The organism is Nitrosovibrio tenuis (assembly GCF_900109785.1).
Classification (GTDB): Bacteria; Pseudomonadota; Gammaproteobacteria; order Burkholderiales; family Nitrosomonadaceae; genus Nitrosospira; species Nitrosospira tenuis_A.
In genome coordinates, this window is the sequence record NZ_FOBH01000011.1 from 17,109 (window position 1) to 40,934 (window position 23,826).

The following is a 23,826-nucleotide window of genomic DNA, read 5'->3' on the forward strand; positions in this document are numbered from 1 at the left end:
TCCAGATGGCGCACTGGTTCAAAGATAACTCGCAATCCATCGGACACACTCCGCTGGTACGACTCAACCGCGTTGCAATCGATGCGCCAGCGACAGTGTTGGCTAAAATTGAGGGCCGCAACCCCGCCTATTCGGTGAAATGCCGCATCGGCGCGGCAATGATAGAGGATGCGGAATCCCGGGGACTGCTTTATCCGGGAAAAGAACTGGTGGAGCCGACCAGCGGTAATACCGGCATCGCCCTTGCCTCTGTAGCGGCTGCGCGCGGGATACCGTTGACCTTGACCATGCCTGAAACCATGAGCCAGGAACGGCGCAAACTTCTCACTGCTTATGGTGCAAAATTGATTCTTACGGAAGGTGCACGGGGCATGAAAGGCGCAGTAGCAAAAGCCGAGGAAATTGTCGGCTCCGACCCCGACCGGTATGTATTGCTTCAACAATTCACCAATCCCGCCAACCCCGCCATCCATGAGCGCACGACAGGACCTGAAATATGGAATGATACGGACGGCGTCATCGATATTTTTATTGCCGGTGTAGGCACAGGGGGCACGATAACCGGCGTCTCGCGCTACATCAAGAAAACCAGGGGAAAATCGATCACTTCCGTTGCTGTTGAGCCATCCGAAAGCCCGGTACTTACCCAACAGCGCGCCGGTGAGCCGTTAAAACCCGGACCGCATAAAATACCTGGAATCGGAGCGGGCTTCGTACCGGGAAATCTGGATCTGTCACTGGTGGATGACATTCAGCAGGTCAGCAATGAAGAGGCGATACGCTATGCTCGCCGCCTTGCGCGCGAGGAGGGTATTATTTCGGGAATCTCATGCGGCGCTGCGGTAGCCGTGGCGGTGCGCTATGCCATCCGTGCTGAAAACGCCGGTAAAACGATAGTGGTCGTCCTGCCCGACTCGGGAGAACGCTACTTGAGCTCCATCCTCTTCGAGGATGCGTTTGACACAGACGGATCGCTACAATGACACCAAAGACCAGGCAAGACGCCAGCTCATCTTTAGCAACACCAAGCTTCCAAATCGATAGGGTTGTTTCCGAGCTTAGAACCTTGCGCTTAAGATCGCTGGAAGATCGGCAGAGACGTGACAGGCCTCCCAAGCTACCTTCCCGCAAGATATTAGTGGGCATCGCGGATGGCTTGCGGGCAGTGCTTTTCCCGAACCGTTTGGGCTTGCCCGATCTTACCGATGAAAGCGTGGATTATTATGTCGGGCATATGCTGGATGTGACGCTCCGCGATCTATTGGTACAGGTGCGCCGTGAACTTCGATTTGTATCGGGACTGGAGGCGACAAGCAATGCCGGCATTGCCGATCGGGAGCAGGCCGCCGCCATTATCCGGGCGTTTGCCAAGCGACTGCCACATGTACGCAGTCTGCTGGAGAGCGATATCCAGGCAGCGTACGAAGGGGATCCCGCGGCGCGAAGCATAGACGAGGTACTGGTCTGCTATCCGGGCATCACTGCAATTACACACTACCGGCTTGCCCACGAACTGCACTGTCTGGGTGCACCCTTGATCGCTCGCATGATCTCGGAAATTGCCCATTCCGCAACGGGTATTGAAATTCATCCGGGAGCGAAGATAGGCGGCAGCTTTTTCATTGATCACGGTACAGGAGTCGTGATCGGGGAAACCGCCATCATTGGCGAACATGTACGGCTTTATCAAGCCGTAACCCTGGGCGCGAAGCGTTTCCCTGTGGATGAGCATGGTGCCCTGGTAAAAGGCAACTTACGTCATCCCATTGTCGAGGATGATGTGGTTATTTATGCTGGCGCCACTATTCTCGGCCGTATTACCATCGGCCGTGGCTCGACCATTGGTGGCAATGTATGGCTCACGCGCAGCGTGCCGCCCGGCAGCAACGTCTCTCAGGCGCAGACTCGAAATGAGGTATTCGACCAGGGCGCGGGAATCTAAAAATCGAGGGCAAGATCGAGATCGAGGTTGGCCGCTGCACGCCTTGACACCTGAGTGGACGCTATCTCGACTCGAGACTGCAGTCCCTATAGTGTAGTATGTTTGCCTACTGCTCTTGGGCAACTGGAGAGAAGAGATTCAAGCTGTTTAAGCTGTCCATGACATTCAGCCAGTGGCGTTTTTCAATCCAGGTTGACGCCTAACTGGCCAATACTTAGACTGTCCGGAAACCAATGGAATAAATTGGATTCCATCAGGACGGCAAACGATACGGAGCATTATGTACACGAAATGCATTAAGTGCGGAAGTGATAAAACGCACAGCTCTCGTGTAAGGCCGGGGGAACGTACAGGGGGGATGCTGTTCCTCAGACCAATCCGCTGCCGCGAATGCAAAGAACGCTTTTGGGTACGAAATCCCAACGCATATTATGCTGCGGGGGCACTATTGGGCCTCGGCGCCATGTTGATTGCAGCGGTTTGGCTCATTATCGAACAAAATATGGGTAGCCAGCCGATCGTGGCGGCATCTAAGAGCGAACCGGAACACGTTGCCATGCCTGGCGCTGGCAAATCGTCTCTGAGTGCAGGGGAACTCGTGAGCACCCCCCCTGCCGACGCGAAACCATTAAAAGGCGCACAACCGGCGGCCAATGCCAAGCCATCTCCCCAGTCATCTCCCCCTCCATTAAAAAATCGCATGGATGACCATCATTTCACGGTGCAGTTGTACCAGGAGAACGCCGAAAATGGGGAGGCCGACGCACAGTATAAGCTTGGGCTGCTGTATTTAACCGGAAACGGCGCCCTTCAGGATTTCGCCGAGGCTGCAAAATGGCTCAAACGAGCGGCGGAACAAGGCTACGCTCTTGCCCAGTATGAACTGGGTCTCATCTATCGCACGGGTTATGGTCTGGCTATTGACCATGTGCAGAGTTATGTCTGGCTGAATCTCGCCGCTGCCGCGGGCATACAGCAGGCTGTGGCGGCCCGGGATGAAGTCATGCGATCTCTCAGCAGTAAACAGCTTGCCCAAGCGCAAAAAACTTCGCGGGAATGGCTCACTTCGCGGGCAAAATCCAGAATACCTAATAATAGTGCCGCCAAGGCTGAGCCAGAATCCGAAGCGGGATCACTACAATAGCTGATCCGATAGCTTTCCCCGGTGCCTCACCTTCGAACAAAAGCCCGGACCCATCCGCTTTTTGACGCCTCAATTGAAAGTTTGAAATAATCCAGGGGAAGTCCCGAGGGTTCGTGACTGCGAAGGATTTCCGTTTAAACGCCAGCGCCGACGGAGCAACCGCCATGGATGAAATATTGGATGTCATTATTATCGGGGCCGGCAGTGCAGGTCTGGCCGCGTTGCGGGAAGTGGAGAAACGTACATGCAATTTTGTTCTCATTAATGATGGGCAATGGGGAACAGTCTGTGCCCGAGTGGGTTGCATGCCCTCCAAGACGCTGATCGAGGCAGCAAACGCTTTTCATCATCGTCATACGTTCCCTGAATTCGGTATCCGGGGCGCGGAACACCTCACGCTCGATATTGCCGCCGTGATGCGGCGCGTACGCCGGCTACGGGACAGCTTTGTTGCAGGCACACTGAAAACTACCGACGCGCTGGGCGATCGCGCCATCTCGGGCCGTGCCCGTTTGCTTGGTGTTGGGAGGGTAGAAGTCAATGGGCGAGAGCTCCGATCCCGCAGCATTATCATCGCCACCGGATCGCGGCCGGTGATACCGGCCCCTTGGCGTGCTTTTAGCAAGCAAGTACTTACTACGGATACTTTATTCGAACAGATAACCCTGCCTTCCCGCATGGCGGTGATAGGCTTGGGGCCTGTCGGCGTCGAAATGGCACAGGCCCTCTCTCGGCTCGGCGTGAATGTAGTAGCTTTTTCGGAGCAAGCCGCCATTGCAGGCCTCAGCGACCCGCAAGTCAATGCTGTTGCGATAGAGCTTTTAAAACATGAGTTTTCGCTGCATTCAGGCGAAAAGGCTGATCTGGATACTTTTGGGAGCGAGTTGCGCGTGCGTGCTGCTGGCACTGAGGAAATTGTGGTTGACAGCATTCTCGTTGCCTTGGGTCGGCAGCCCAATATCGATAATCTCGGACTCGAAACCTTGGGCATTGGGCTCAATGAGCACGGTCTGCCCCCGGTCGATCCTCATACGATGCAAATAGGCGATCTCCCGATTTTCATGGCCGGGGATGTTGACGGGTGCAAACCTCTGTTGCATGAAGCGGCCGACGAAGGGCATATAGCCGGGATCAACGCCACTCGTACTATGCCGTTTTGCTTTGCCCGCCGAGTTCCACTTGCGATTGTCTTCTCCGAACCTGAGATGGCAACCGTAGGCAGCCCCTTCCAATCGCTGAATGGCAAAAATATACTGGTAGGGGAAGTACGGTTCGAGCATCAAAGCCGCGCCCGGGCTGGCCAGCGCAACCAGGGCATCTTGCGTTTGTATGCCGAGCCCGAATGTGGTCGGCTGCTGGGTGCGGAAATGTGCGCCCCTGCAGCGGAACATATGGCACATTTGCTGGCGCTGGCCATAGAACGCTCTCTTACGGTGCAGGATCTTTTGCGCCTGCCGTTCTACCATCCCGTTCTGGAAGAAGGTCTGCGAACTGCACTGCGCGATCTGGCGGCACAATTGCCCGCTGGAAATGAATCCGACCTCGGCAGCTGCAGCGCCTTTAACGTTGAGGCACTGGATTGAGATGGTCAGATCAATTGGGTTTTGAGAAACACCACGGTCTGTGCCCAGCGAACCATCGTAAAAACCCGACCGTTAATTTTAAGAAAGATTGAGATTGTCAATGAAACCAGGAATTCCTTACCGAATATCCGGTCCAAATCGCGACCAGACTGTGTGAACCCCAGTGTGAACCTCGTGTAATTCCGGGTGCACAGCATGATCGTACCATTCACCTCACAGGCGAGCCCATTCAGAGAAGAATACCCATTTATGAATAAATATTGGGACCAACAAGGAGGCATTTTTTATGAATGAGTTTGCATTTGCCAGGGTACTCCATGTGCTAGGCGTAATATTGTGGATCGGCGGTGTGGCAATGGTTACGACGGTCCTGATTCCGGCTATGGCACAGATGAGCTCGGCATCCGAGCGAACAGGGTTTTTCGGCCGCATCGAAAGCCGTTTCGCTCCTCAGGCGCGCTTTACTACGTTAGTGGTTGGCTTGAGCGGTTTTTACATGGTTCACATACTCGATGCGTGGCATCGCTTTACCGAATTGCGCTTCTGGTGGATGCACGCCATGGTGCTGGTATGGCTGATCTTTACCTTGATGTTATTCGTGGTGGAACCGTTCGTGCTGCGGCGTCAGATCAATAATATGGCGGAGCACGACCCCCGAAAAACCTTTGCGAGAATGCAGCGCATGCATTGGATAATGCTGAGCCTGAGCCTAGTCGCGGTTGCCGGAGCTGTGGCGGGCAGCCACGGCTGGATGCATGGAGGATAGACATGAGCTATGCGGTACTAAAAATGATTCATGTCACCAGCGTGATAATCAGTTATCTGCTATTTTCTTTGCGCAGCATGTGGATGATGCAGGGATCGGCCGTCCTGCAACAGCGCTGGGTAAAAATAACTCCGCACCTGGTAGATACAGTATTACTGGTAAGCGCCATTACCCTGGCTACCCGGATCCAGCAAGACCCGATCCATGATCCATGGCTGAGTGCCAAGGTCGCCGGATTATTCGTTTATATCGGTCTCGGCATGATGGCGTTGAAGTTCGGAAGAACCCGCAAGACTAGAATTTCCGCATGGATCGGGGCTCAGGCTGTCTTTCTTTATATCGTTCTGGTTGCCCTGACTAAAAATCCTGTACTGCTTTTCTAGGCAACTAGCCTTGCTCCTCTGGTAAACATACAAGCATATCCCAATAGTGCAGTTCGACTGGTCAACTGGTCCAGTGAGCGGCCAATTCAAATCGCCTTAAGCCCTATTATCTTTGGCTCGATCATCCTTGGGCTCGATCATCTCGACTCAACCATCTCGATTTTTGGTATGAGGGTCGGATCGACTTGTTATAATTGCATATGTTCATTTTGACCCCCTCCTTGAAATTTATCTGCCCATGCTAGCGCGTTGGTGGGTTTACGCGCTCGCCGCTTTTTTTGCACTCGCTCTGCTTGGCATTTTGCTGGCCGGTTTTGCTGCATTGGTTGCTATTCCTACGCTACCCTCGCTTGAAGCGCTGACCGATTACCGTCCGAAAGTTCCCCTGCGCGTGTATAGCGCTGAAGGGCTGCTGATTGGTGAATTTGGCGAAGAACGCCGCGAGGTCATCAAGATCAGTGCAGCACCGCAACGGCTCAAGCAGGCAATCCTGGCTGCGGAGGATGACCGGTTTTATCAGCATGGTGGGGTCGATTACGTCGGTATATTACGCGCAGCCTATTCAAATTTCACTTCCGGCGGAATGCGGCAAGGCGCGAGCACGATCACTATGCAGGTAGCGCGCAATTTTTTCCTGACAAAAGAAAAAACCTTATCTCGAAAATTCAGCGAAGCGCTGCTTGCCTTCAAGATTGAACATAGTTTGAGCAAGGACGAAATCCTCGAACTCTACTTCAACCAGATTTATTTGGGTCAACGTGCTTACGGATTTGCTGCCGCGGCACAGGTTTATTTTGGCAAGCCGCTGCGCGAGATTAACCTTCCTGAAGCCGCAATGCTTGCCGGTTTGCCTAAAGCACCTTCTCGCTATAATCCGGTAGTCAATCCCAAACGCGCCAAGACGCGGCAACTTTATGTGCTTCGGCGCATGCACGAACTGGGCTATATCTCCAACCAGGAGTTCAAGACAGCGGAAAAGGAGCCCGTACGCGCCAAGCGGGAATCACAAGAATTCACGATGCGTGCGGATTATGTGGCGGAAATGGCCCGTCAAGCCGTCTATGAACGCCATCAGGAAGATGCCTATACCAAAGGATTCAAGGTCTTTACCACGGTACGGCGACTGGATCAGGAGGCCGCGTATAAAGCTGTACGCCAAGGCGTGATAGATTACGACAGGCGCCACGGTTACCGGGGCCCGGAAGCCTCCATTGAATTGCCAAATAATGGCGCGGACCGGGAAGAGTTTCTCGAAGATGCACTACAGGAAGTTGCCGACAGCGATGACATTCATGCTGCGGTGGCGCTGGCAGCGGACAACAAGCTGGTGCGGGCTTATCGTAAAGGTGGAGAAATTGTCGAAATCACCGGCGACGGCCTCAAGTTTGCACACAAATTTCTGAATGGCAAAGGGAGCGCCGGTAAACAAAACATTCACCCGGGCTCGTTAATTCGTATAAAGAAGGGTGAAAAGGGCGCGTGGCAAATCGTGCAGCTTCCTCAGGTCGAAGCCTCGCTGGTTTCCATCGATCCAAGGGATGGCGCAATTCGCGCCATGGTGGGCGGATTCGACTTCAGCCGCAACCAGTTCAATCACGTTACACAGGCCTGGCGCCAGCCAGGCTCCAGTTTCAAACCTTTCATTTATTCCGCCTCCCTGGAAAAGGGTTTTACGCCGGCCACGGTCATCAATGATGCGCCGCTTTCTTTTACTGCCGAGGAAACTGGAAGCGATCAATGGGACCCGCGAAATTTCGATGGAAACTATGAAGGTCCGTTACGCATGCGCGAAGCCTTGGCAAAATCAAAAAATCTGGTATCGATTCGTATTCTTCAAGCCATGGGTGTTCAATACGCACAGGATTATATCGCCCGGTTTGGTTTCGACCCAAAGCTGCACCCGCCCTATCTACCTATGGCGTTAGGCGCCGGGTCCGTAACGCCGATACAGATGGCGGTAGGCTATGCTGCGTTTGCCAATGGCGGTTTTCGTATAGCGCCCTATTTCATCCAACGCATAGAGGATGAGAAAGGCAAGATACTGGAACAGGCAAACCCCGTGTTGGCAAGGGAGAATGCCAAGCAGATCATCGATCCGCGCAATGCGTTTCTTATGACCAGCATGATGCAGGATGTGGTGCAACGAGGCACTGCCACCAAGGCAAAACAGTTAGGCCGTCCTGATCTGGCCGGAAAAACAGGTACCACCAGCAATTATGTAGACGCGTGGTTCTGCGGTTACCAGGCCGATCTGGTTGCAATCGCCTGGATTGGCTTTGATACCCCGCGTACGTTAGGCAATAACGAAACCGGCAGCCACGCGGCGTTGCCGATGTGGATGAGTTATATGAGCAAGGTATTGAAAGGCGTCCCGATGGCGTCATACGCGCCGCCTTCGGGCATCACAATAGCCAAAATCAATCCGGCGACCGGCTTGAGAGAACGTGAAGGAACTATGACGGAGTATTTCCTAGATGAGCAGCTTCCACCTGAGACTGAAAATAAAGTGGAGGAGGCGCTGAAGTCGGCTGAGGATTTGATAAAGGAATTTTTCTCGCAATGACCCGCAATTTTAGGTGACTTTCGATCAACCGAAAATCAACGTTCCTGGATCCGCCCCCAAGTCGGGGCGGACCGCTCAGAGGTCCCTAGTCTTCCTAGTCCCTCCTCCCTAGTCCCGCTTTAACCACTCCGCCGCATCCAGTGCATAATAGGTCAAGATACCGTCGGCGCCCGCTCGCTTGAACGCCAGTAAGGATTCAAGAACACAGGTTTTCTCGTCCAGCCAGCCATTCTGTGCAGCCGCCTTGAGCATGGCGTATTCGCCGCTGACCTGATAAACAAAGGTTGGCACCCCGAACCGGTCTTTGACGCGACGCACGATATCAAGATAAGGCAAGCCAGGCTTTATCATTACCATATCCGCACCCTCTTCCAGATCCAGGCCCACCTCGCATAATGCCTCGTCCGAATTGGCAGGGTCCATCTGATAGGTGTATTTATTGCCTGTGCCCAAGCTGGCGGCAGAGCCTACCGCGTCTCGAAAAGGACCGTAAAAACTGGAAGCATATTTCGCCGAATAAGCAAGAATACGGGTATGGATGTACTTGCGGCCCTCAAGCGCGACCCGAATCGCGGCGATGCGCCCATCCATCATATCTGATGGCGCCACCACATCGGCGCCTGCTTGAGCATGTGTCAGCGCCTGCTGCGCCAGCACCGTTACAGTTTCATCATTCATGACATAGCCGTTCGCATCGATCAACCCATCCTGCCCATGGCTGGTGTAAGGATCCAAAGCAATGTCCGTGATAATGCCAAGTTCAGGAAAACGTTTCTTCAGCTCGCTCACTGTCTTTGGCACAAGCCCGTGGGGATTAAGGGCCTCGGCGGCGTCCAGAGTTTTAAGATCGCGATCGATAACTGGAAAAATTGCCATCGCTGGCACTCCCAGTTGCAGACATTTTTCCGCTTGGTAAATCAGTATGTCGAGGCTCTGCCGCATCACGCCGGGCATTGAAGACACCGCCTCCTCACGCTTCGTCCCGTCGAGCACAAACACAGGATAGATCAGGTCATCTGAACACAAATAATTCTCACGCATCAAACGACGCGAAAATTCGTCACGGCGCATGCGCCTCATTCTTTTCTGGGGAAATTGACTGAAAACCGACATATGATTTTCGCGGAAAAATGAAATAAATGGATAAAAAATCAAAAAGGGGGAACTTATCCCCAAATTATCTATCTTATTGGCAGACGTTGTTTATTTGTCTCCCGCTTTTCCTCCCTGAGCGGGTACCTTAATCCCTAATTAAGGTAGTTTGCCCCCGGTTTTATTCCCCTTTAACCGGGGGTTTTTTATTTCTGGCGCGACTTCTCCATTAATATCTGTTTTTGAAGCGAGACTCATCCCGGAGTCGACTGTACCCAGTCCCAGCCATGCACCAAGCAAGGCGGCAGCTTCTTCGACACCTTCACTGGTCATACTGGAAAATAATTGTACGGTGCATTGCGGATAACTTTCACGCAAAAAAGCAAGCACATCCTTAAGGGCTCGCCCTGCCTGCTGCCTGGTAAGCTTGTCTGACTTCGTCAGCAGCACATGGACGGGTTTACCGGTTGACGCGAACCACGCCAGCATCTGGCGATCAAGCGGAGTGAGTGGATGCCGCACATCCATGATGAGTACCATGCCGTAGAGGGATGTCCGGGTTTGAAGATACCCTCCGATCAGATGTTCCCAATGCCGCCGCACTTCGGGTGGCACTCTAGCATAACCGTAGCCTGGAAGGTCTACGAGAAAACGACTATTTCCGAGCTGGTAGTAATTTATGTGCTGGGTACGCCCGGGTGTTTTGCTGACGAAAGCGAGACGGCCGCGATGGGCCAGAGAGTTGATAGCGCTCGACTTGCCTGCATTGGACCGCCCGGCGAAGGCTATTTCCACTCCATCAGGCGCGGGCAGGTCCACCAACCGGTTAACGGTGGTGTAGAATGCTGCGCGCTGAAAAACAGACATGTACTATCAACCTGACGACCTCTTCTCGTGTTCCTCCTCAGGTAATTTCAAGACTTCAGAATTTTCCTGAGCAATCACTACCAGACCTTCAAGAACCAGATTATCCACCACTATAGCGTTTACGTGAAGCTGGGGTTGCAACTGCGGCGCGGCGCCGCCGCTGAGTATACAGTCAGGCACGCGGCCGAGGGTGACGCTGAGGAGCGTGGTCATGCGCTCAACGGCACCTGTGATCGCATGTAATGCGCCGCTGTAGATGGCGTCGGCGGTACTGTCAGGATAATCGCGAAATTTACCTGTTTCAGATTTCAGGGAAGCGGTATTCCCTGTTAATGCTTTCTGCATCAGATCAATACCGGGAATAATGATGCCGCCAAGAAATTCTCCTGTATCGGATAAGGCATCAATAGTCACGGCCGTGCCCGCATCCACAATGAGGCAACCTTGCCGCTGCAATTGCCACGCTGCAAGCAGCGCCGCCCAGCGATCGCTACCGAGCTGCGCGGGGTCCTGGTAGTAATTGCGCACGCCGCACTGATAGGCGGTAGCGTTAGCCCATTGCGGCTCAATTTCCCAACGGGACAATAATTCCGACAGATCGGATTTTGCTTGAGCGTTTGCTACATTCGATATGATAACGCGCGCGGGCTCTCGAAGATCACCCCACTCCCGCTCCAGCAGTGCCTTATTGCCTTGCCCTGTTACCCCTTGCCTCAGCCATCCGCGCCCATCATGCAGGCCCCACTTGATATTTGTGTTGCCTGAATCCACCGTGAGCAAAAGAGACTTTATCATGTCGTCCGGCGCAGAGTGATCTCGCCGGTGCTGTAACGCTGAATCCCTGATGCAGTTCGCAACAGGAGAGAGCCATCATTGGCGACGCTATCTACCACTCCTTCCTGAGTTGTGCCATCGGGCAACCGGAGTGTCGCGGGTTTATTCTTGAAAATGTGGTATCTTTCCCATTCTTCCATGAACGGCGCAAGCCCACCCCGCTCGAATTCTCTCAAGGCCATCGCGAGATTAACCAGCAGCGCAGCGAGCAGTTTATTTCGATCAGGCAGTTCACCGGTGACTGAAAACACATCCGTCGCACCCTGATCTATGCGCGCCTGTACGCTTTTCGGCAATTTCAAGTTGATCCCGATACCGATCGCGGCAACTGTGGGCCCAAACATATCTCCCTGCAATTCGATCAGTATGCCTGCGAGTTTGCAGAAATTGAACATCACGTCGTTAGGCCACTTAAGTGATGCGCCTTTGATTTCGCTGGACTCAAGCGCCCGTATCATTGCTACCCCAACCGCAAGGCTTAAACCCGACAGGAAACTCGCGCCCTGCTGGAATTGCCATAACAAAGAAAAGGTAAGTCCGTCACCCAGACCGGAATGCCATTGCCGGCCCCGCCGTCCACGTCCGTTTGTCTGCAACTCCGCCGCTACCGCATGAACACGAGTATCGCCGGAATTCAATTCCATAGGGATTCTCTGCAACAGGAAGCTGTTGGTCGACCCGATAATGTCCATGACTTCAAGGTTAAAATTGTCCGCCTTTTCTTGGCCGAGATGCTTCAGAATGATATCCCGGTCCAGCCATTGCACCGGATCAAGCAGGCGGTAACCCCGACCGTGGATTTTTTGTACCGTCACGCCGGCTTCCTGCACGCCGCGAAGCGCGTAGGATACGCTCGTGCGCGAAATTCCCAAGCCTTGGGCAATGGTTTCCCCGGAACGAAATTCGCTGTCGCTCAAGAGGCGCAGAACGGAAAAGGTAAGCGGCTTCATGATAGTCAGTGTAGTGCAATATCCCAAGGTGATGTGTAAATCAAGCGAAAACGCAATTGCCATTATAATGATCGGCTCGTATATCTCATGAGAGGCTCACTTGAAAGATAAGCTTGCGACCGACTCTCCCGCACCGTCCGCTTCCAATTTCATTCGCAGCATCATCGATGAAGACAATCGCACTGGCAAGTGGAACGGGCGAGTCGAAACCCGTTTTCCACCAGAACCCAACGGCTATTTACATATCGGGCATGCTAAAAGCATTTGCTTGAACTTCGGTCTTGCCCAGGAATATAACGGAATATGCCATCTGCGCTTCGACGATACCAATCCGGAAAAGGAAGAGCAGGAATATGTCGATTCGATATGTGAGTCCGTCAGATGGCTTGGCTTCGAGTGGGGCACGCACCTTCACTACGCTTCCGATTATTTCGACAAGCTTTACGAATGCGCCGAATACCTTATCAGGCAAGGCAAGGCATATGTGGACAGTCTTACTGCCGAGGAGATTCGCGCGCTCCGCGGCACCCTGACCGAGGCTGGGGAGAACAGCCCATACCGCGAACGCACCATCGAAGAAAATCTTGAATTGTTTCGCCGAATGAAATCCGGAGAATTTCCCGATGGCAAGCACGTCCTTCGCGCCAAAATCGACATGGCTTCTCCCAACATCAACCTGCGCGACCCAGTCCTCTACCGTATTCGCCATGTTCGCCATCACCGCACCGGGAATACGTGGTGTATCTACCCCATGTATGATTACACCCATTGCATTTCCGATGCGCTGGAGAAAATAACGCATTCGCTTTGCACACTTGAATTCGAGGATCACCGTCCGCTTTATGACTGGGTATTGGATCAATTGGCAGATGTGGTGCCATGCCATCCGCAGCAAATAGAATTTGCGCGGCTCAATCTCACCTATACCGTGATGAGCAAACGCAAACTGATTGAACTGGTTGAGGATGGGTTCGCCGATAGCTGGGATGATCCCCGCATGAATACGCTGGCAGGCGTGCGGCGCCGAGGATATACCCCGGAGTCCATCCGCCTCTTCGCCGAACGGATCGGGGTCAGCAAAGCCGACTCCTGGATCGATATGGGTGTGTTGGAAGATTGCCTTCGCGAAGACCTGAATGAGCGTGCCCCCCGACGCCTCGCCATCCTAGAGCCAGTGAAGGTCATTATCGACAATTATCCGGAAAACGGCGTGGAAGACTGTTTAGCGCCGAACCATCCGCAAAAGCCCGAGTGGGGGAATCGCGTAATACCTCTGTCAAAAGAGATCTATATCGAACGCAACGATTTTATGGAATCGCCGCCGAAAGGCTACTTCCGCCTCTCGCCGGGCGTCGAAGTCCGGCTGCGCTATGCTTATGTAATAAAGTGCACGAATGTGGTAAAAAATGCCGATGGTGAAGTCATGGAAATTCACTGTACCTATGACCCTGGCACCAAGAGTGGCACAGAGGGAGCGGACAAGCGCAAGGTCAAGGGGAATATTCACTGGCTCTCCGCCATACATGCGCAGCAAGCCGAAGTACGGCTTTATGACCGTCTGTTTACCCATGCTCATCCCGACGCAGGAGGCCAGGATTACAAAGGTTTTCTCAATCCCCACTCCAAGAAGGTTATTACCGCCTATGTGGAACCCTCGCTCAGCCGGGTTCAGCCGGAAGAACGCTTTCAATTCGAGCGCCACGGGTACTTCGTCGCCGACCATAAGGATACTGTGCCGGGGAAGCCGGTGTTCAACCGTGCGGTGACGCTGAGGGATTCATGGGGAAAAGCCGGGTAAGAGCAGCGATTTTGGCCTCAATGCGTCAGGCCATAGTTCACATGCAGATGCAATGTGGTTATAATGAAGTTCCTTTTCCATGGGTTGCCCGGGCGCCACTTTATTACGCCGGTGCTGCTGCCTGATAAAGCTTCCCTTTCACATATTTTTTCGCTAGCATATAATATTACTGTTGAGAAATTGGCAACGAATTGGCAACGTAATGTCAGACTGAAATCAATATCCTCGGTTTGCGCCCACCCCCCTAGCCTCAATACATTAACTTTTGAATGAGAGCCTCATGAGTCAGCATATTCATTCCGTCTCCGATGGAACATTTGAAACCGAAGTATTGCAGTCAGCCGTACCTGTGCTAGTGGATTATTGGGCGGAGTGGTGTGGGCCGTGCAAGATGATCGCACCCATCCTTGATGAGGTTGCGAAGGAATATGGAGGCCGTTTGAAAGTAGCTAAGCTCAATATTGATGAAAATCAGGCTACGCCGCCAAAATACGGCATTCGGGGTATTCCTACGCTCATGCTGTTCAAAAATGGTAATATCGAGGCAACGAAGGTTGGCGCTCTATCCAAGTCCCAGCTGACTGCATTTATTGACAGTCATATCTAAACACGCTAATCTTATAGCTGTCTCCCTAAAGCGGAATCCGAGCCAATTCGCCGCTTCTAATTCTAGCCCTGCCCCATCAGTTTCCCCCAACGTTCTCTGACGCGTTACGTTTCCCGTTCTTCACCCGCGAGTTTCACTCATGCATCTATCCGACCTCAAGAACTTCCATGTCACCGAACTGGTAGAGATGGCCATCGCCAATGAAATCGATGGTGCCAACCGTCTGCGAAAGCAGGATCTCATTTTCGCACTGCTGAAAAACCAAGCGCGGAAAGGCGAAAGTATTTTCGGCGAAGGTACTCTGGAAGTCTTGCAGGATGGCTTCGGTTTCTTGCGTTCACCGGATACGTCATATTTGGCCGGACCTGATGACATTTATGTCTCGCCCAGCCAGATAAGGCGCTTCAACCTGCATACGGGGGACTCGATTGAAGGCGAAATCCGTACCCCAAAAGATGGCGAACGCTATTTTGCCCTGGTCAAGGTGGATAAGGTCAACAGCGAACCGCCGGAAAACTCCAAGCATAAGATACTGTTTGAAAATCTCACCCCGCTATTCCCCACCGGACGGTTGCAGCTTGAGCGCGACATCAAAGCCGAAGAAAACATTACCAGCCGCATCATCGACCTCATCGCTCCCATTGGCAAGGGGCAGCGCGGCCTGCTGGTAGCAAGCCCAAAATCGGGAAAAACGGTCATGCTTCAACATATCGCCCACGCGATCGCGGCCAATCACCCTGACGTTATCCTAATGGTATTGCTGATAGACGAGCGCCCCGAAGAAGTCACCGAGATGATCCGCTCGGTCAGAGGCGAAGTTATTTCTTCCACGTTTGATGAACCCGCCGTACGCCATGTGCAAGTTGCCGACATGGTAATTGAAAAGGCGAAGCGGCTGGTAGAGCATAAGAAGGATGTTGTCATACTGCTGGACTCGATCACGCGTCTGGCGCGTGCATACAATACGGTTGTGCCCGCTTCCGGTAAAGTATTGACTGGCGGCGTCGATGCCAACGCATTGCAGCGCCCCAAGCGGTTTTTTGGTGCAGCGCGGAATATCGAAGAAGGCGGGTCTCTTACCATCATCGCCACCGCGCTGGTTGATACCGGCTCGCGCATGGATGACGTCATCTACGAAGAGTTCAAAGGCACCGGCAACATGGAAATCCACCTTGACCGACGCATGGCGGAAAAACGCACCTACCCCGCGATCAACGTCAACCGCTCTGGTACGCGCAGGGAAGAGTTGCTGATCAAGCCGGAGGTACTGCAGAAGATCTGGGTGCTACGCAAACTGCTCTACCCCATGGACGACATGGAAGCAATGGAATTTCTGCTCGACAAGATCAAGGCCACCAAAAACAACGCGGATTTCTTCGACTCGATGCGGCGGGTATAGATACACCTCGTGCTTGAGAAGACCCTTGCTCACTCAGGACACTCTTGTTGCAAACCACCACCCGATTATAAGATAATATACGTTTTTTCCGCTCGTCCGCCACTCATGTTGCCGGGCGATGCAGCTCAAGGATTAATTGCCATGAAAGTAGCCATTCACCCGAATTATCAGGAAATTACCGTCACCTGCAGTTGCGGCAACACGTTCCAGACACGTTCCACCATGACCAAGCCGTTGCATATCGAAGTTTGCTCGGTGTGCCATCCGTTCTATACCGGCAAGCAAAAAATAGTCGATACCGCCGGGCGGGTTGAAAAATTCCGTCAGAAATACGGTAAAAAGCCTGAAAAACAGGCAACAGCTTGATCCACTTCGCCTTGGGTTTTCCGTTTGATCTGTAGCGAAGGAACACACTGGAGTTATGAAGAAAATAAATGGGCATTAGGGGCAACTGAAAGGGCAGCTTCAAGCTGCCCTTTCGTTTTAATGACTTTTATTTTCCGCGACAAATGCTCCCATGAGGATCAAAGGGACCAAACAGCACCTTTCGAATCATCTTTCCCGGAATGGTATCTGTAGGCGCTGAGCGCAAGCACAGCAACTCCGCGACTCTGACTACGCAGTTTGCGCCAAAAGTGGATAATCGGTAATTACCCCATCCACGCCCAATTCCCGGCAATTGTCGTGCTCCGTTTTAGTCACCGGACCGTACACAAAATTGCGAAAGCCATTCTCGGCCGCCTGCTTCAACAGAACACCATCCAGAACCTCATAGTCCCACACAATATGGTTGATCCTGGGATTGCCGTTAGCGTTGAAATCAGCCAGCAGGGAATCCAGCGTCCGCGGCCGATGAGCCAACAGGAAGCCGCAATTGACTTTAAGCAAGGACGCGCAGACCGCCACCAGGTCATGGCAGAAGGATGTGATGATAATACGGTGGCGGGCCTGATGCTTTTTAATCACGCTTATCACTGAAGACAGCGTCGCCGAGGATTTGATCTCGATATTCCAGAGGATGTCGGGAAAGCTTTCCAGCGCTTCATCCAAGGTCGGTATTTCATGGCCGAGAATCTGTTCAATTTCAGCTCGGGTAAGATTGGCCACTGCCTCGCCGGATGGCGCCACGCGATCATGGATCAATATGGGCAGACCATCGCGGCTGATGCGCACATCGGTTTCGATACCGTTGGCGCCTACCGTTACTGCCGCTTCAAAGGCCGCCAAGGTGTTTTCAGGAACTGCGGCGTGATAGCCGCGATGAGCGAGTATCAACATAATTTAGTGTTGGGGTAAGCAGGATTTCGACGCCATTTCATCTCAGGTTCATGCGAATAAATTCATCCAGTGCATCCGCCCATTCTTTCCTCATGAAAATGAACCCATTGTTATGCCCGCCCTGCAACTCAAGAAACTGCTTGGGATGCGGTGCCGCCTCATACAATGCCTGACCCTGCGTGAACGGCACGATTTCATCACTCGGACTATGCGCGACGAAAACTGGACTGGTAACTGACCTCAGGGACTCCAGAGTGTTGTATTCGAAGCGGGACAGCAACCGCACTGGCAAGAATGGATAAAGTTTTGCTCCCATGTCCGGTATCGAAGTGAATACGGAAGCCAGCACCAGCAATGCGGGTCGTTCCCTCACTGCGAGCCACGCAGCAACCGCGCCCCCAAGGGATTCACCGAACAATACGATGCGGTCGGGCTGGGTGTTCCGTTTTTTCGTAAGATATTCCCATGCGGCCTGAGCATCACGATAAGTGCCGGGTTCTGAAGGCGCCCCGGTGCTATCCCCATAGCCGCGGTAATCGAAAATGAATGTATTGTAATGAAGCCTGTGAAACATCGAAACGTATTCCATACGATGAGAAATGTTGCCGGCATTGCCATGAAAAAACAGCACCGTTCCTGTTGCGGCAGGCGCCGGCACAAACCAGCCGTGCAGCGTTTCACCATCAACAGTGGAAATTTCGACGGGCTCGTAGGCGAGCCCCGCATCAACAGGCGTTATGGCAATGTGACGGCCGTAATCGGGATAATAGATGAGGCGCGATTGGAAAAAAAACAGGACCCCTGCCAGTAAGACATAAGCAATCACGGCCATGACAGCGAAGTTGAATAGCATACGCAGGGGCGGCATGGATTGAAATTGGGTTTGATCCTCGGACTCGGGGTTATAATAGACAGTTCTTTAGTTGCAAGGAGCCAGGAACACAAATGAATCTCGATCGGGTCAATTCTGGCCGTGACGTGCCCAATGATTTCAACGTCATCATAGAAATACCTATGAACGCCGATCCCATCAAATACGAAGTAGACAAGGAAACAGGCGCGATGTTTGTTGATCGTTTCATGTCAACGTCCATGCACTACCCTTGCAACTATGGTTATATCCCTCATACGCTTTCGAAAGATGGTGATCCGGTGGATGTGCTGGTTATCTCGCCGGTGCCGCTCATCTCCGGCGTAGTCGTGCGTTGCAGGCCGCTGGGCATGTTGACCATGACCGATGAGGCCGGCGAAGACGCCAAAATATTGGCTGTGCCTATCGACAAGCTGTGCGGTCTCTATCGTAAGAAAAAGTCCTATGACGATTTGCCTGAACTGGTGCTTTCACAAATCGCGCACTTTTTTGCTCACTACAAAGACCTGGAATCCGGCAAATGGGTCAAGATAAAAGGATGGGTCGGAGTCAAGGGAGCGACAGCCGAGATTATGGGCGGGGTCAAGCGCTATAACTCGGCCAAGAAGAAACCGATGTTCTGAGAGACAGGAGTGAATATGTTATCAGCTTCCGCGGAGCAAGCAGCTTAGACAAATACGGGAAAGGGTTCCATGCGGTGCAGCGCTTTGCCGCTGGTTTTGACTGATTCCGGGGCTAAGCCCTCAATGACGCAATGCGTCTATTTCCTGACCTTGCAAAGGGTTGGACGATGCGAAGCATAAAGCCTTGAAAAGATGAGCTGGCTTGAACCGATAAAACTGGAGGGGACTGTTGTAACGCTTGATCCCCTCGGCATGGATCATGTCGAACCCTTGAAGTCCGCAGTGAGGGACGGAGAATTTTGGAAACTCTGGTTTGCCAACGTCCCCTCCCCGGATGACATGGAAAACTATGTAGCTAAAGCCATCGAGAATGCAAAAAAAGGCCATACCGCATATGCTGTCAGGCTTAACGATACCAACAGAATCGTGGGCACTACACGTTTCTATAATGTGGACGAAACCAACAGAAGGCCAATGCTCGGCTATACCTGGTACGCAAGATCAGCCTGTAAAACAGGCGTAAATACCGAAAGCAAGTTTTTGCTCCTTCAATATGTTTTTGAGCAAAAAGCAGCCATTGCGGTAGAGTTTCGAACGCATTACTTCAACCAGGTTTCCAGAGCCGCAATTGAACGACTTGGCGCCAAACAGGACGGCATTTTACGGAGTCATCAAGTAATGCGTGATGGCTCCATCCGTGATACGGTCGTCTATTCAATACTTCAGCATGAATGGCCTTCGGTGAAAAACAACCTGTTGAGCAAACTCCTGCTGAACGGTGACGGTACCCATCGCGCTTCCTGACCCCCTCACAACGCCTCTGTTAAGCCAAAACTCCCCCTAAAAAACTCCCCTACCTGGACGGGTCAATCCGGTGAATCGTATCAGTGGAATTCCCCCAAACCGTTTCTCATGCCTGGATGGGCCTGCCCTTACTGTACGTTACTTCTGGTCCAGACTATACTGAGTTTTCGGAACTTCAAAAGCGTAAAAGTCATCCAACTATGTCAGAAACCGGCAACGTTTCATAACTGCTGCCAATGGGTGAACGATGAATCGGCGAAAAATGCTTGCGCTGCTCGGTGCTACCGGCATAACCATGCTTAATGGACATTCGTCGGCTAGCTCTGGCGACGGGGAGGTAACTCGAAAAATGTTCTCTTGTATCGCAACACCCCAGCAGACGGAGGGACCCTACTTCGTTGATGAGCATTTACGTCGCGCGGATATCCGTTCCGATCCTTCCGATGGTTCGATAAAGGAAGGGTTGCCGCTCACGCTCGATATACGCGTCTTTTCGGTAGGCAAGACCGGCTGCAAGCCGCTCGTCGGCGCTGTGGTGGATATCTGGCATTGCGACGCCCAGGGGATCTATTCAGATGTCATGGATAGTCATTTTAATACCGTTGGAAAAAAATTCCTGCGTGGATATCAAATCACGGACACAAACGGCGGCGTGCGATTTACCACGATTTATCCCGGATGGTACCCGGGCAGAACGGTTCATATTCATTTCAAGATCCGTACCGACCCGAAAACGATGCAGGCCTACGAGTTTACGTCGCAATTTTACTTCGATGATTTAATTACGGACCGGGTGCATGAGCAGCCGGCTTATGCCAGAAAAAACCCGCGGCCATCCAGAACGAGAAATGAAGACGACAGCATATACCTGCGAGGAGGAAACCAACTCATGCTCAAGCTAGCCCAGGTCGACCAGGGTTATACCGGATCGTTCGACGTCGGGCTTGAGATGGGCTACGCGAAATAGTTCATACGCTCGCACGGGGGTCGTCCCATGCTCAGACCAGCTTGAACTCAGACCCGGCGCGCCGGGCGCCCCGCTGACCCAGCGATGCCTGGATCGCATCATCCACCGTTTCAAGAAAAATAAATTGCAATGAGGCACGCGCCGCTTCCGGTACCTCACGCAGATCTTTCTCGTTGCGCGCCGGCAGCAGCACCGCACGCAGACCTGCGCGTTGCGCGGCAAGCACTTTCTCCTTGATGCCCCCTACAGGCAGTACCAGACCGCGCAAACTGATCTCGCCAGTCATGGCCACATCGTGATGCACTGGCCGGTCGGTAAAAAGCGAAGCAAGCGCTATGAACATAGCCACCCCGGCGCTTGGGCCATCTTTTGGAATGGCACCTGCCGGCACGTGCACATGCACGTCGAAATAATCGAATGTTGATGCAGGAATATTGAGATCGTCCGCACGCGCTTTCATCAAGGTGAGCGCCGCCTGAGCGCTTTCCTTCATGACGCCGCCGAGCTGTCCGGTCAGAATCAGTTGCCCGCGCCCGCTCACTCGGGTCGCTTCAATAAAAAGAATATCGCCGCCTACGGGTGTCCATGCCAGACCGGTGGCCACACCTGGCAGGCTGGCGCGCAACCCGATCTCATGCTCGTATTTCGCGGGGCCGAGTATGGCATCCAGATCCTCCGCATCGACACGCACCTGGACCTGCGCATTCTCGGCGACACGCATGGCGGCATGGCGCATGACGCGACCGATCTCACGTTCGAACTGGCGTACGCCGGCCTCACGGGTGTAATTCGCAATAATACTCTCCAGTGCCGCGACCGTTATTTCGCATTGCCCTTCGCTCAAACCATTGGCCTCGCGTTGCCGGTTCACCAGGTAGCGCAGCGCAATCTGAAGTTTTTCCTCGCGCGTATAGCCTGGCAGGTCAATTATCTCCATGCGGTCGCGCACGGGAGGCGGCACGTTATCAATTACATTGGCCGTGGCGATGAAGACAACACGGCTCAGATCAAAAGGCACACCTAAATAATTGTCGCGGAAAGTAGAGTTCTGCTCCGGGTCCAGCACTTCGAGCAATGCGGCCGATGGATCGCCATGAAGACTGGCAGACATTTTGTCGACCTCGTCTAGCATCATGACACAGTTGCGGGCTTGGGCCTTGCGCAGGCTCTGCATGATGTTTCCCGGCATCGCGCCGATATATGTGCGGCGGTGGCCGCGCATTTCGGCCTCGTCGTGCACACCGCCCAATGACACACGCACGAATGGCCGCTGCAATGCACGCGCGATACTTTGACCGAGAGAAGTTTTGCCAACTCCAGGCGGTCCGACGAAACACAGGATCGGCGCGCGTCCCTGCGGTTTTAACTTTTGTACCGCCAGGAATTCGACAATGCGTTGCTTGACACGCTCAAGCCCGAAGTGATCCGCTTCCAGAATCTGGCGTGCGGCATCCAGATCAATCGGTGTATCAGCCGGCAACCGCCAGGGCAGCTCGGTCATCCACTCAAGATAAGTGTGCAGCATCGAATATTCGCTCGATGCCGCAGGCATTCTCTGTAGCCGCTGCAACTCTTTACGCGCCTGCGCTTCGATTTCCTCAGGCATGCCGGCTTTGTCGATAGCCTCGCTCAGCTTGGCAATTTCCTCATCGTCGCCTTCAGTTTCACCAAGCTCTTTCTGAATCGTTTTCAATTGCTCACGCAACAAAAATTTGCGTTCGCGGTCTTCAAGTTGTTCTTTAGTACGTTCGCCAATTTCGTGCGACAGCCTGAGTACTTCGATCCGTCGCGACAGAATCTGGAGCACTTTCTGTAACCGTTCTTCGGTACTCACGGTTTCCAGCAATACCTGCTTCTCATTCACTTCGGTATCGAGAAGACTGGCGACTATATCTGCGAGATGCGATGGTGCACGCGCGGCTTGCAGCGCATGCGCGAGTTCCGCGGGCACACCGGGCAACAGCGACAGAATCTCGACCGCACGCTCGCGCAGTTGCATGGCAAGCGCCTCCGCCTCGGTCGACACCTCTGACGGTTCCGCGATATGGCGTATACGGGCGGCCAAAAACGGATATCCCTCCACCAGTTCTTCGATGACGAAGCGCTCGTTGCCCTGGCATACTGCATGACGAAGCCCATCAGAGGATGCGAGATGGCGAACGACACTGACCACTGTACCCATGTTGAACAACGCATCCAGCCCGGGATCGTCCAGGGCCGGATCCCGTTGCAAAACGATGCCTAGCGGGGCGTTAGCGCGCAGCGCATGCTCCAGCGCGGCAATCGATTTCGCACGCCCGACGGTGACGGCAGTCAATACATGGGGAAACAATACTACGTTGCGCATGGGCACCAGCGGGATGACGTCCTCGGGTAATTCGTGCCTGGCTACGATAAGCTCTCCCATGGCGACTCCCTCGGCTATAAAAAAAGGTTTCTAGATTACTTGCGCGGAAGCTCCCGCTCGCGCTGCCGTCCTTCCGCGATCCCGTCATTCAAGAAAGATGACAGGCAACCGTTGCAGTAGAATTATCCGATGCAGTTATCCCTTATCCCAGTCTAGCACGGAGCGACCTCACGTCAACCCGATCAGCTTTTAATATCGGACTCGCCCAACTCCAGCAGCCTGGCAAAGCCTGATCAATGGCGATCTCCGCAATGGCGATCTCCATTTGCCAAACTGGACGATATGCACCCCCCCCAGAGCGGGCATCTTACATAGCACGTGTTACCCAGGACATTGCATACCCGGCACCGACTCCATACAATCGGAAACAGGGCAACAGCACCGTAGTGCCCCAGCCGTTTGTTGAACGGCCAACCTCCCCGGATAAGAGAAATCTGGGGTTCATCAATCATCGTGCAGGGGTCCTCCGTTGAAAGTTAAGGCAACCGTAGAAGAAGTGCTCTCCCGCATTCCGGGTCCGGCCACGGTAGAGTGGCCAATGGGAGAACCATTCGCCGTAGGGCTCGCCCATGGCTCTATGTCAGTGGAATATTACGCTCCGGTCGGCAACGATCCGCAAACGCCGCATGAGCAGGATGAGGTCTATTTCATCCATAAAGGAACGGGTGTGCTTGTCATAAACAAGGAGCGCCACCCGTTCAAGGAAGGGGATTGCCTGTTTGTACCGGCCAACGTCGAGCACCGGTTCGAGAATTTCTCCGGCGACTTTGGCACATGGGTGGTTTTCTGGGGACCTAAAGGCGGGGAAGGACCTACAGGAGGAAAAGGACTTAAAGGGGGCGATTGACCTGAGGGGGAGAAGGGGGAGAAGGGGGACAACGGGGAGAAGGGGAGAACGGAAAGAAGGGGGAGAAAGGGGTGGCGAAAGCCCCTAAGCTCACCTATGCT

At 53.3% G+C, this 23,826-nt stretch carries 22 protein-coding genes; 15 read left to right on the forward strand and 7 right to left on the reverse strand.

Annotation, left to right across the window (positions count from 1 at the left end; translation table 11 throughout):
• Nucleotides 1–5: 5 nt before the first annotated feature.
• The 7 genes from cysK to BMX00_RS11780 all read left to right on the forward strand — a co-directional run bounded on the left by cysK (nucleotide 6) and on the right by BMX00_RS11780 (nucleotide 8,381).
• Nucleotides 6–983 (forward strand): cysteine synthase A, encoded by a 978-nt coding sequence (gene cysK / locus BMX00_RS11745; RefSeq protein WP_090829211.1) that lies wholly within the window; start codon nucleotides 6–8, stop codon nucleotides 981–983.
• Entirely contained in the window at nucleotides 980–1,942 is a 963-nt protein-coding gene (gene epsC / locus BMX00_RS11750) for a serine O-acetyltransferase EpsC (RefSeq protein ID WP_090829212.1), read from the forward strand. Before cysK ends, epsC begins: the two co-directional genes overlap by 4 nt.
• A 358-nt stretch (nucleotides 1,943–2,300) precedes the next feature.
• Nucleotides 2,301–3,086, forward strand: coding sequence for a tetratricopeptide repeat protein (locus tag BMX00_RS11755; RefSeq protein ID WP_245728030.1), 786 nt, complete (start codon nucleotides 2,301–2,303; stop codon nucleotides 3,084–3,086).
• Between the two features lie 113 nt (nucleotides 3,087–3,199).
• Entirely contained in the window at nucleotides 3,200–4,669 is a 1,470-nt protein-coding gene (locus BMX00_RS11760; RefSeq protein WP_425433898.1) for a dihydrolipoyl dehydrogenase, read from the forward strand.
• A gap of 286 nt (nucleotides 4,670–4,955) precedes the next feature.
• Nucleotides 4,956–5,435 (forward strand): hypothetical protein, encoded by a 480-nt coding sequence (locus tag BMX00_RS11770; protein ID WP_090829215.1) that lies wholly within the window; start codon nucleotides 4,956–4,958, stop codon nucleotides 5,433–5,435.
• Nucleotides 5,436–5,437: 2 nt separating this feature from the next.
• The gene (locus BMX00_RS11775; RefSeq protein WP_090829216.1) at nucleotides 5,438–5,818 is read left to right on the forward strand and encodes a SirB2 family protein; all 381 of its coding nucleotides are present in this window, start codon (nucleotides 5,438–5,440) and stop codon (nucleotides 5,816–5,818) included.
• A gap of 238 nt (nucleotides 5,819–6,056) precedes the next feature.
• Entirely contained in the window at nucleotides 6,057–8,381 is a 2,325-nt protein-coding gene (locus tag BMX00_RS11780) for a penicillin-binding protein 1A (RefSeq protein ID WP_090829217.1), read from the forward strand.
• 108 nt (nucleotides 8,382–8,489) lie between these two features.
• On the opposite strand, the gene hemB is transcribed toward BMX00_RS11780, so the two are convergent.
• The 4 genes from hemB to BMX00_RS11800 all read right to left on the reverse strand — a co-directional run bounded on the left by hemB (nucleotide 8,490) and on the right by BMX00_RS11800 (nucleotide 12,187).
• A complete protein-coding gene (gene hemB / locus BMX00_RS11785) occupies nucleotides 8,490–9,494 on the reverse strand; it encodes a porphobilinogen synthase (protein WP_090829266.1) in 1,005 nt (334 codons plus the stop codon).
• A gap of 138 nt (nucleotides 9,495–9,632) precedes the next feature.
• Entirely contained in the window at nucleotides 9,633–10,340 is a 708-nt protein-coding gene (gene yihA, locus BMX00_RS11790; RefSeq protein WP_090829218.1) for a ribosome biogenesis GTP-binding protein YihA/YsxC, read from the reverse strand.
• 6 nt (nucleotides 10,341–10,346) lie between these two features.
• Nucleotides 10,347–11,135, reverse strand: a complete 789-nt coding sequence (locus BMX00_RS11795; RefSeq protein WP_245728031.1) for a type III pantothenate kinase — start codon at nucleotides 11,133–11,135, stop codon at nucleotides 10,347–10,349.
• Nucleotides 11,132–12,187: a biotin--[acetyl-CoA-carboxylase] ligase gene (locus tag BMX00_RS11800; protein WP_342707158.1), complete on the reverse strand. Its 1,056-nt coding sequence runs from the start codon at nucleotides 12,185–12,187 to the stop codon at nucleotides 11,132–11,134. Before BMX00_RS11800 ends, BMX00_RS11795 begins: the two co-directional genes overlap by 4 nt.
• Nucleotides 12,188–12,224: 37 nt before the next feature.
• On the opposite strand from BMX00_RS11800, the gene BMX00_RS11805 reads away from it, so the two are divergent.
• The 4 genes from BMX00_RS11805 (at nucleotide 12,225) to rpmE (ending at nucleotide 16,294) form a co-directional block, all read left to right on the forward strand.
• Nucleotides 12,225–13,922 (forward strand): glutamine--tRNA ligase/YqeY domain fusion protein, encoded by a 1,698-nt coding sequence (locus tag BMX00_RS11805; protein WP_090829219.1) that lies wholly within the window; start codon nucleotides 12,225–12,227, stop codon nucleotides 13,920–13,922.
• 280 nt (nucleotides 13,923–14,202) lie between these two features.
• Nucleotides 14,203–14,529 carry a thioredoxin TrxA gene (gene trxA / locus BMX00_RS11810; protein WP_090829220.1) on the forward strand — a complete coding sequence of 109 codons (327 nt, stop codon included), beginning with the start codon at nucleotides 14,203–14,205 and terminating at the stop codon, nucleotides 14,527–14,529.
• A 139-nt stretch (nucleotides 14,530–14,668) separates the two neighbouring features.
• Nucleotides 14,669–15,928 (forward strand): transcription termination factor Rho, encoded by a 1,260-nt coding sequence (gene rho / locus BMX00_RS11815; RefSeq protein WP_090829221.1) that lies wholly within the window; start codon nucleotides 14,669–14,671, stop codon nucleotides 15,926–15,928.
• 141 nt (nucleotides 15,929–16,069) lie between these two features.
• Entirely contained in the window at nucleotides 16,070–16,294 is a 225-nt protein-coding gene (rpmE, locus tag BMX00_RS11820; RefSeq protein WP_090829269.1) for a 50S ribosomal protein L31, read from the forward strand.
• 249 nt (nucleotides 16,295–16,543) lie between these two features.
• Here the strand turns inward: rpmE and BMX00_RS11825 are convergent, their stop codons facing one another.
• Together BMX00_RS11825 and BMX00_RS11830 are read right to left on the reverse strand one after the other, a co-directional pair.
• Complete coding sequence (locus BMX00_RS11825) at nucleotides 16,544–17,206, reverse strand: glycerophosphodiester phosphodiesterase (RefSeq protein ID WP_090829222.1); 663 nt, start codon at nucleotides 17,204–17,206, stop codon at nucleotides 16,544–16,546.
• A 37-nt stretch (nucleotides 17,207–17,243) separates the two neighbouring features.
• A complete protein-coding gene (locus BMX00_RS11830; RefSeq protein WP_245728032.1) occupies nucleotides 17,244–18,074 on the reverse strand; it encodes an alpha/beta hydrolase in 831 nt (276 codons plus the stop codon).
• Nucleotides 18,075–18,151: 77 nt separating this feature from the next.
• Between BMX00_RS11830 and ppa the strand changes: the two genes are divergently transcribed.
• The 3 genes from ppa (at nucleotide 18,152) to BMX00_RS11845 (ending at nucleotide 20,471) form a co-directional block, all read left to right on the forward strand.
• The gene (gene ppa, locus BMX00_RS11835; RefSeq protein ID WP_090829223.1) at nucleotides 18,152–18,700 is read left to right on the forward strand and encodes an inorganic diphosphatase; all 549 of its coding nucleotides are present in this window, start codon (nucleotides 18,152–18,154) and stop codon (nucleotides 18,698–18,700) included.
• Nucleotides 18,701–18,892: 192 nt separating this feature from the next.
• Complete coding sequence (locus BMX00_RS11840; protein ID WP_090829224.1) at nucleotides 18,893–19,504, forward strand: GNAT family N-acetyltransferase; 612 nt, start codon at nucleotides 18,893–18,895, stop codon at nucleotides 19,502–19,504.
• Nucleotides 19,505–19,751: 247 nt separating this feature from the next.
• Nucleotides 19,752–20,471 (forward strand): intradiol ring-cleavage dioxygenase, encoded by a 720-nt coding sequence (locus tag BMX00_RS11845; RefSeq protein WP_090829225.1) that lies wholly within the window; start codon nucleotides 19,752–19,754, stop codon nucleotides 20,469–20,471.
• Nucleotides 20,472–20,502: 31 nt separating this feature from the next.
• Here the strand turns inward: BMX00_RS11845 and lon are convergent, their stop codons facing one another.
• Nucleotides 20,503–22,878 carry an endopeptidase La gene (lon, locus tag BMX00_RS11850; RefSeq protein WP_090829226.1) on the reverse strand — a complete coding sequence of 792 codons (2,376 nt, stop codon included), beginning with the start codon at nucleotides 22,876–22,878 and terminating at the stop codon, nucleotides 20,503–20,505.
• A gap of 469 nt (nucleotides 22,879–23,347) precedes the next feature.
• On the opposite strand from lon, the gene BMX00_RS11855 reads away from it, so the two are divergent.
• Nucleotides 23,348–23,725: a cupin domain-containing protein gene (locus tag BMX00_RS11855; RefSeq protein ID WP_177171854.1), complete on the forward strand. Its 378-nt coding sequence runs from the start codon at nucleotides 23,348–23,350 to the stop codon at nucleotides 23,723–23,725.
• The last annotated feature ends 101 nt before the right edge of the window (nucleotides 23,726–23,826 follow it).

Coding starts and splice junctions, on each gene's coding strand:
- cysK (WP_090829211.1), top strand. CDS start 6: ATGGCGCACTGGTTCAAAGATAACTCGCAATCCATCGGACACACTCCG.
- epsC (WP_090829212.1), top strand. CDS start 980: ATGACACCAAAGACCAGGCAAGACGCCAGCTCATCTTTAGCAACACCA.
- BMX00_RS11755 (WP_245728030.1), top strand. CDS start 2,301: ATGCTGTTCCTCAGACCAATCCGCTGCCGCGAATGCAAAGAACGCTTT.
- BMX00_RS11770 (WP_090829215.1), top strand. CDS start 4,956: ATGAATGAGTTTGCATTTGCCAGGGTACTCCATGTGCTAGGCGTAATA.
- BMX00_RS11775 (WP_090829216.1), top strand. CDS start 5,438: ATGAGCTATGCGGTACTAAAAATGATTCATGTCACCAGCGTGATAATC.
- BMX00_RS11780 (WP_090829217.1), top strand. CDS start 6,057: ATGCTAGCGCGTTGGTGGGTTTACGCGCTCGCCGCTTTTTTTGCACTC.
- hemB (WP_090829266.1), bottom strand. CDS start 9,494: ATGTCGGTTTTCAGTCAATTTCCCCAGAAAAGAATGAGGCGCATGCGC.
- yihA (WP_090829218.1), bottom strand. CDS start 10,340: ATGTCTGTTTTTCAGCGCGCAGCATTCTACACCACCGTTAACCGGTTG.
- BMX00_RS11795 (WP_245728031.1), bottom strand. CDS start 11,135: ATGATAAAGTCTCTTTTGCTCACGGTGGATTCAGGCAACACAAATATC.
- BMX00_RS11800 (WP_342707158.1), bottom strand. CDS start 12,187: ATGGCAATTGCGTTTTCGCTTGATTTACACATCACCTTGGGATATTGC.
- trxA (WP_090829220.1), top strand. CDS start 14,203: ATGAGTCAGCATATTCATTCCGTCTCCGATGGAACATTTGAAACCGAA.
- rho (WP_090829221.1), top strand. CDS start 14,669: ATGCATCTATCCGACCTCAAGAACTTCCATGTCACCGAACTGGTAGAG.
- rpmE (WP_090829269.1), top strand. CDS start 16,070: ATGAAAGTAGCCATTCACCCGAATTATCAGGAAATTACCGTCACCTGC.
- BMX00_RS11825 (WP_090829222.1), bottom strand. CDS start 17,206: ATGTTGATACTCGCTCATCGCGGCTATCACGCCGCAGTTCCTGAAAAC.
- BMX00_RS11830 (WP_245728032.1), bottom strand. CDS start 18,074: ATGCCGCCCCTGCGTATGCTATTCAACTTCGCTGTCATGGCCGTGATT.
- ppa (WP_090829223.1), top strand. CDS start 18,152: ATGAATCTCGATCGGGTCAATTCTGGCCGTGACGTGCCCAATGATTTC.
- BMX00_RS11840 (WP_090829224.1), top strand. CDS start 18,893: ATGAGCTGGCTTGAACCGATAAAACTGGAGGGGACTGTTGTAACGCTT.
- BMX00_RS11845 (WP_090829225.1), top strand. CDS start 19,752: ATGAATCGGCGAAAAATGCTTGCGCTGCTCGGTGCTACCGGCATAACC.
- lon (WP_090829226.1), bottom strand. CDS start 22,878: ATGGGAGAGCTTATCGTAGCCAGGCACGAATTACCCGAGGACGTCATC.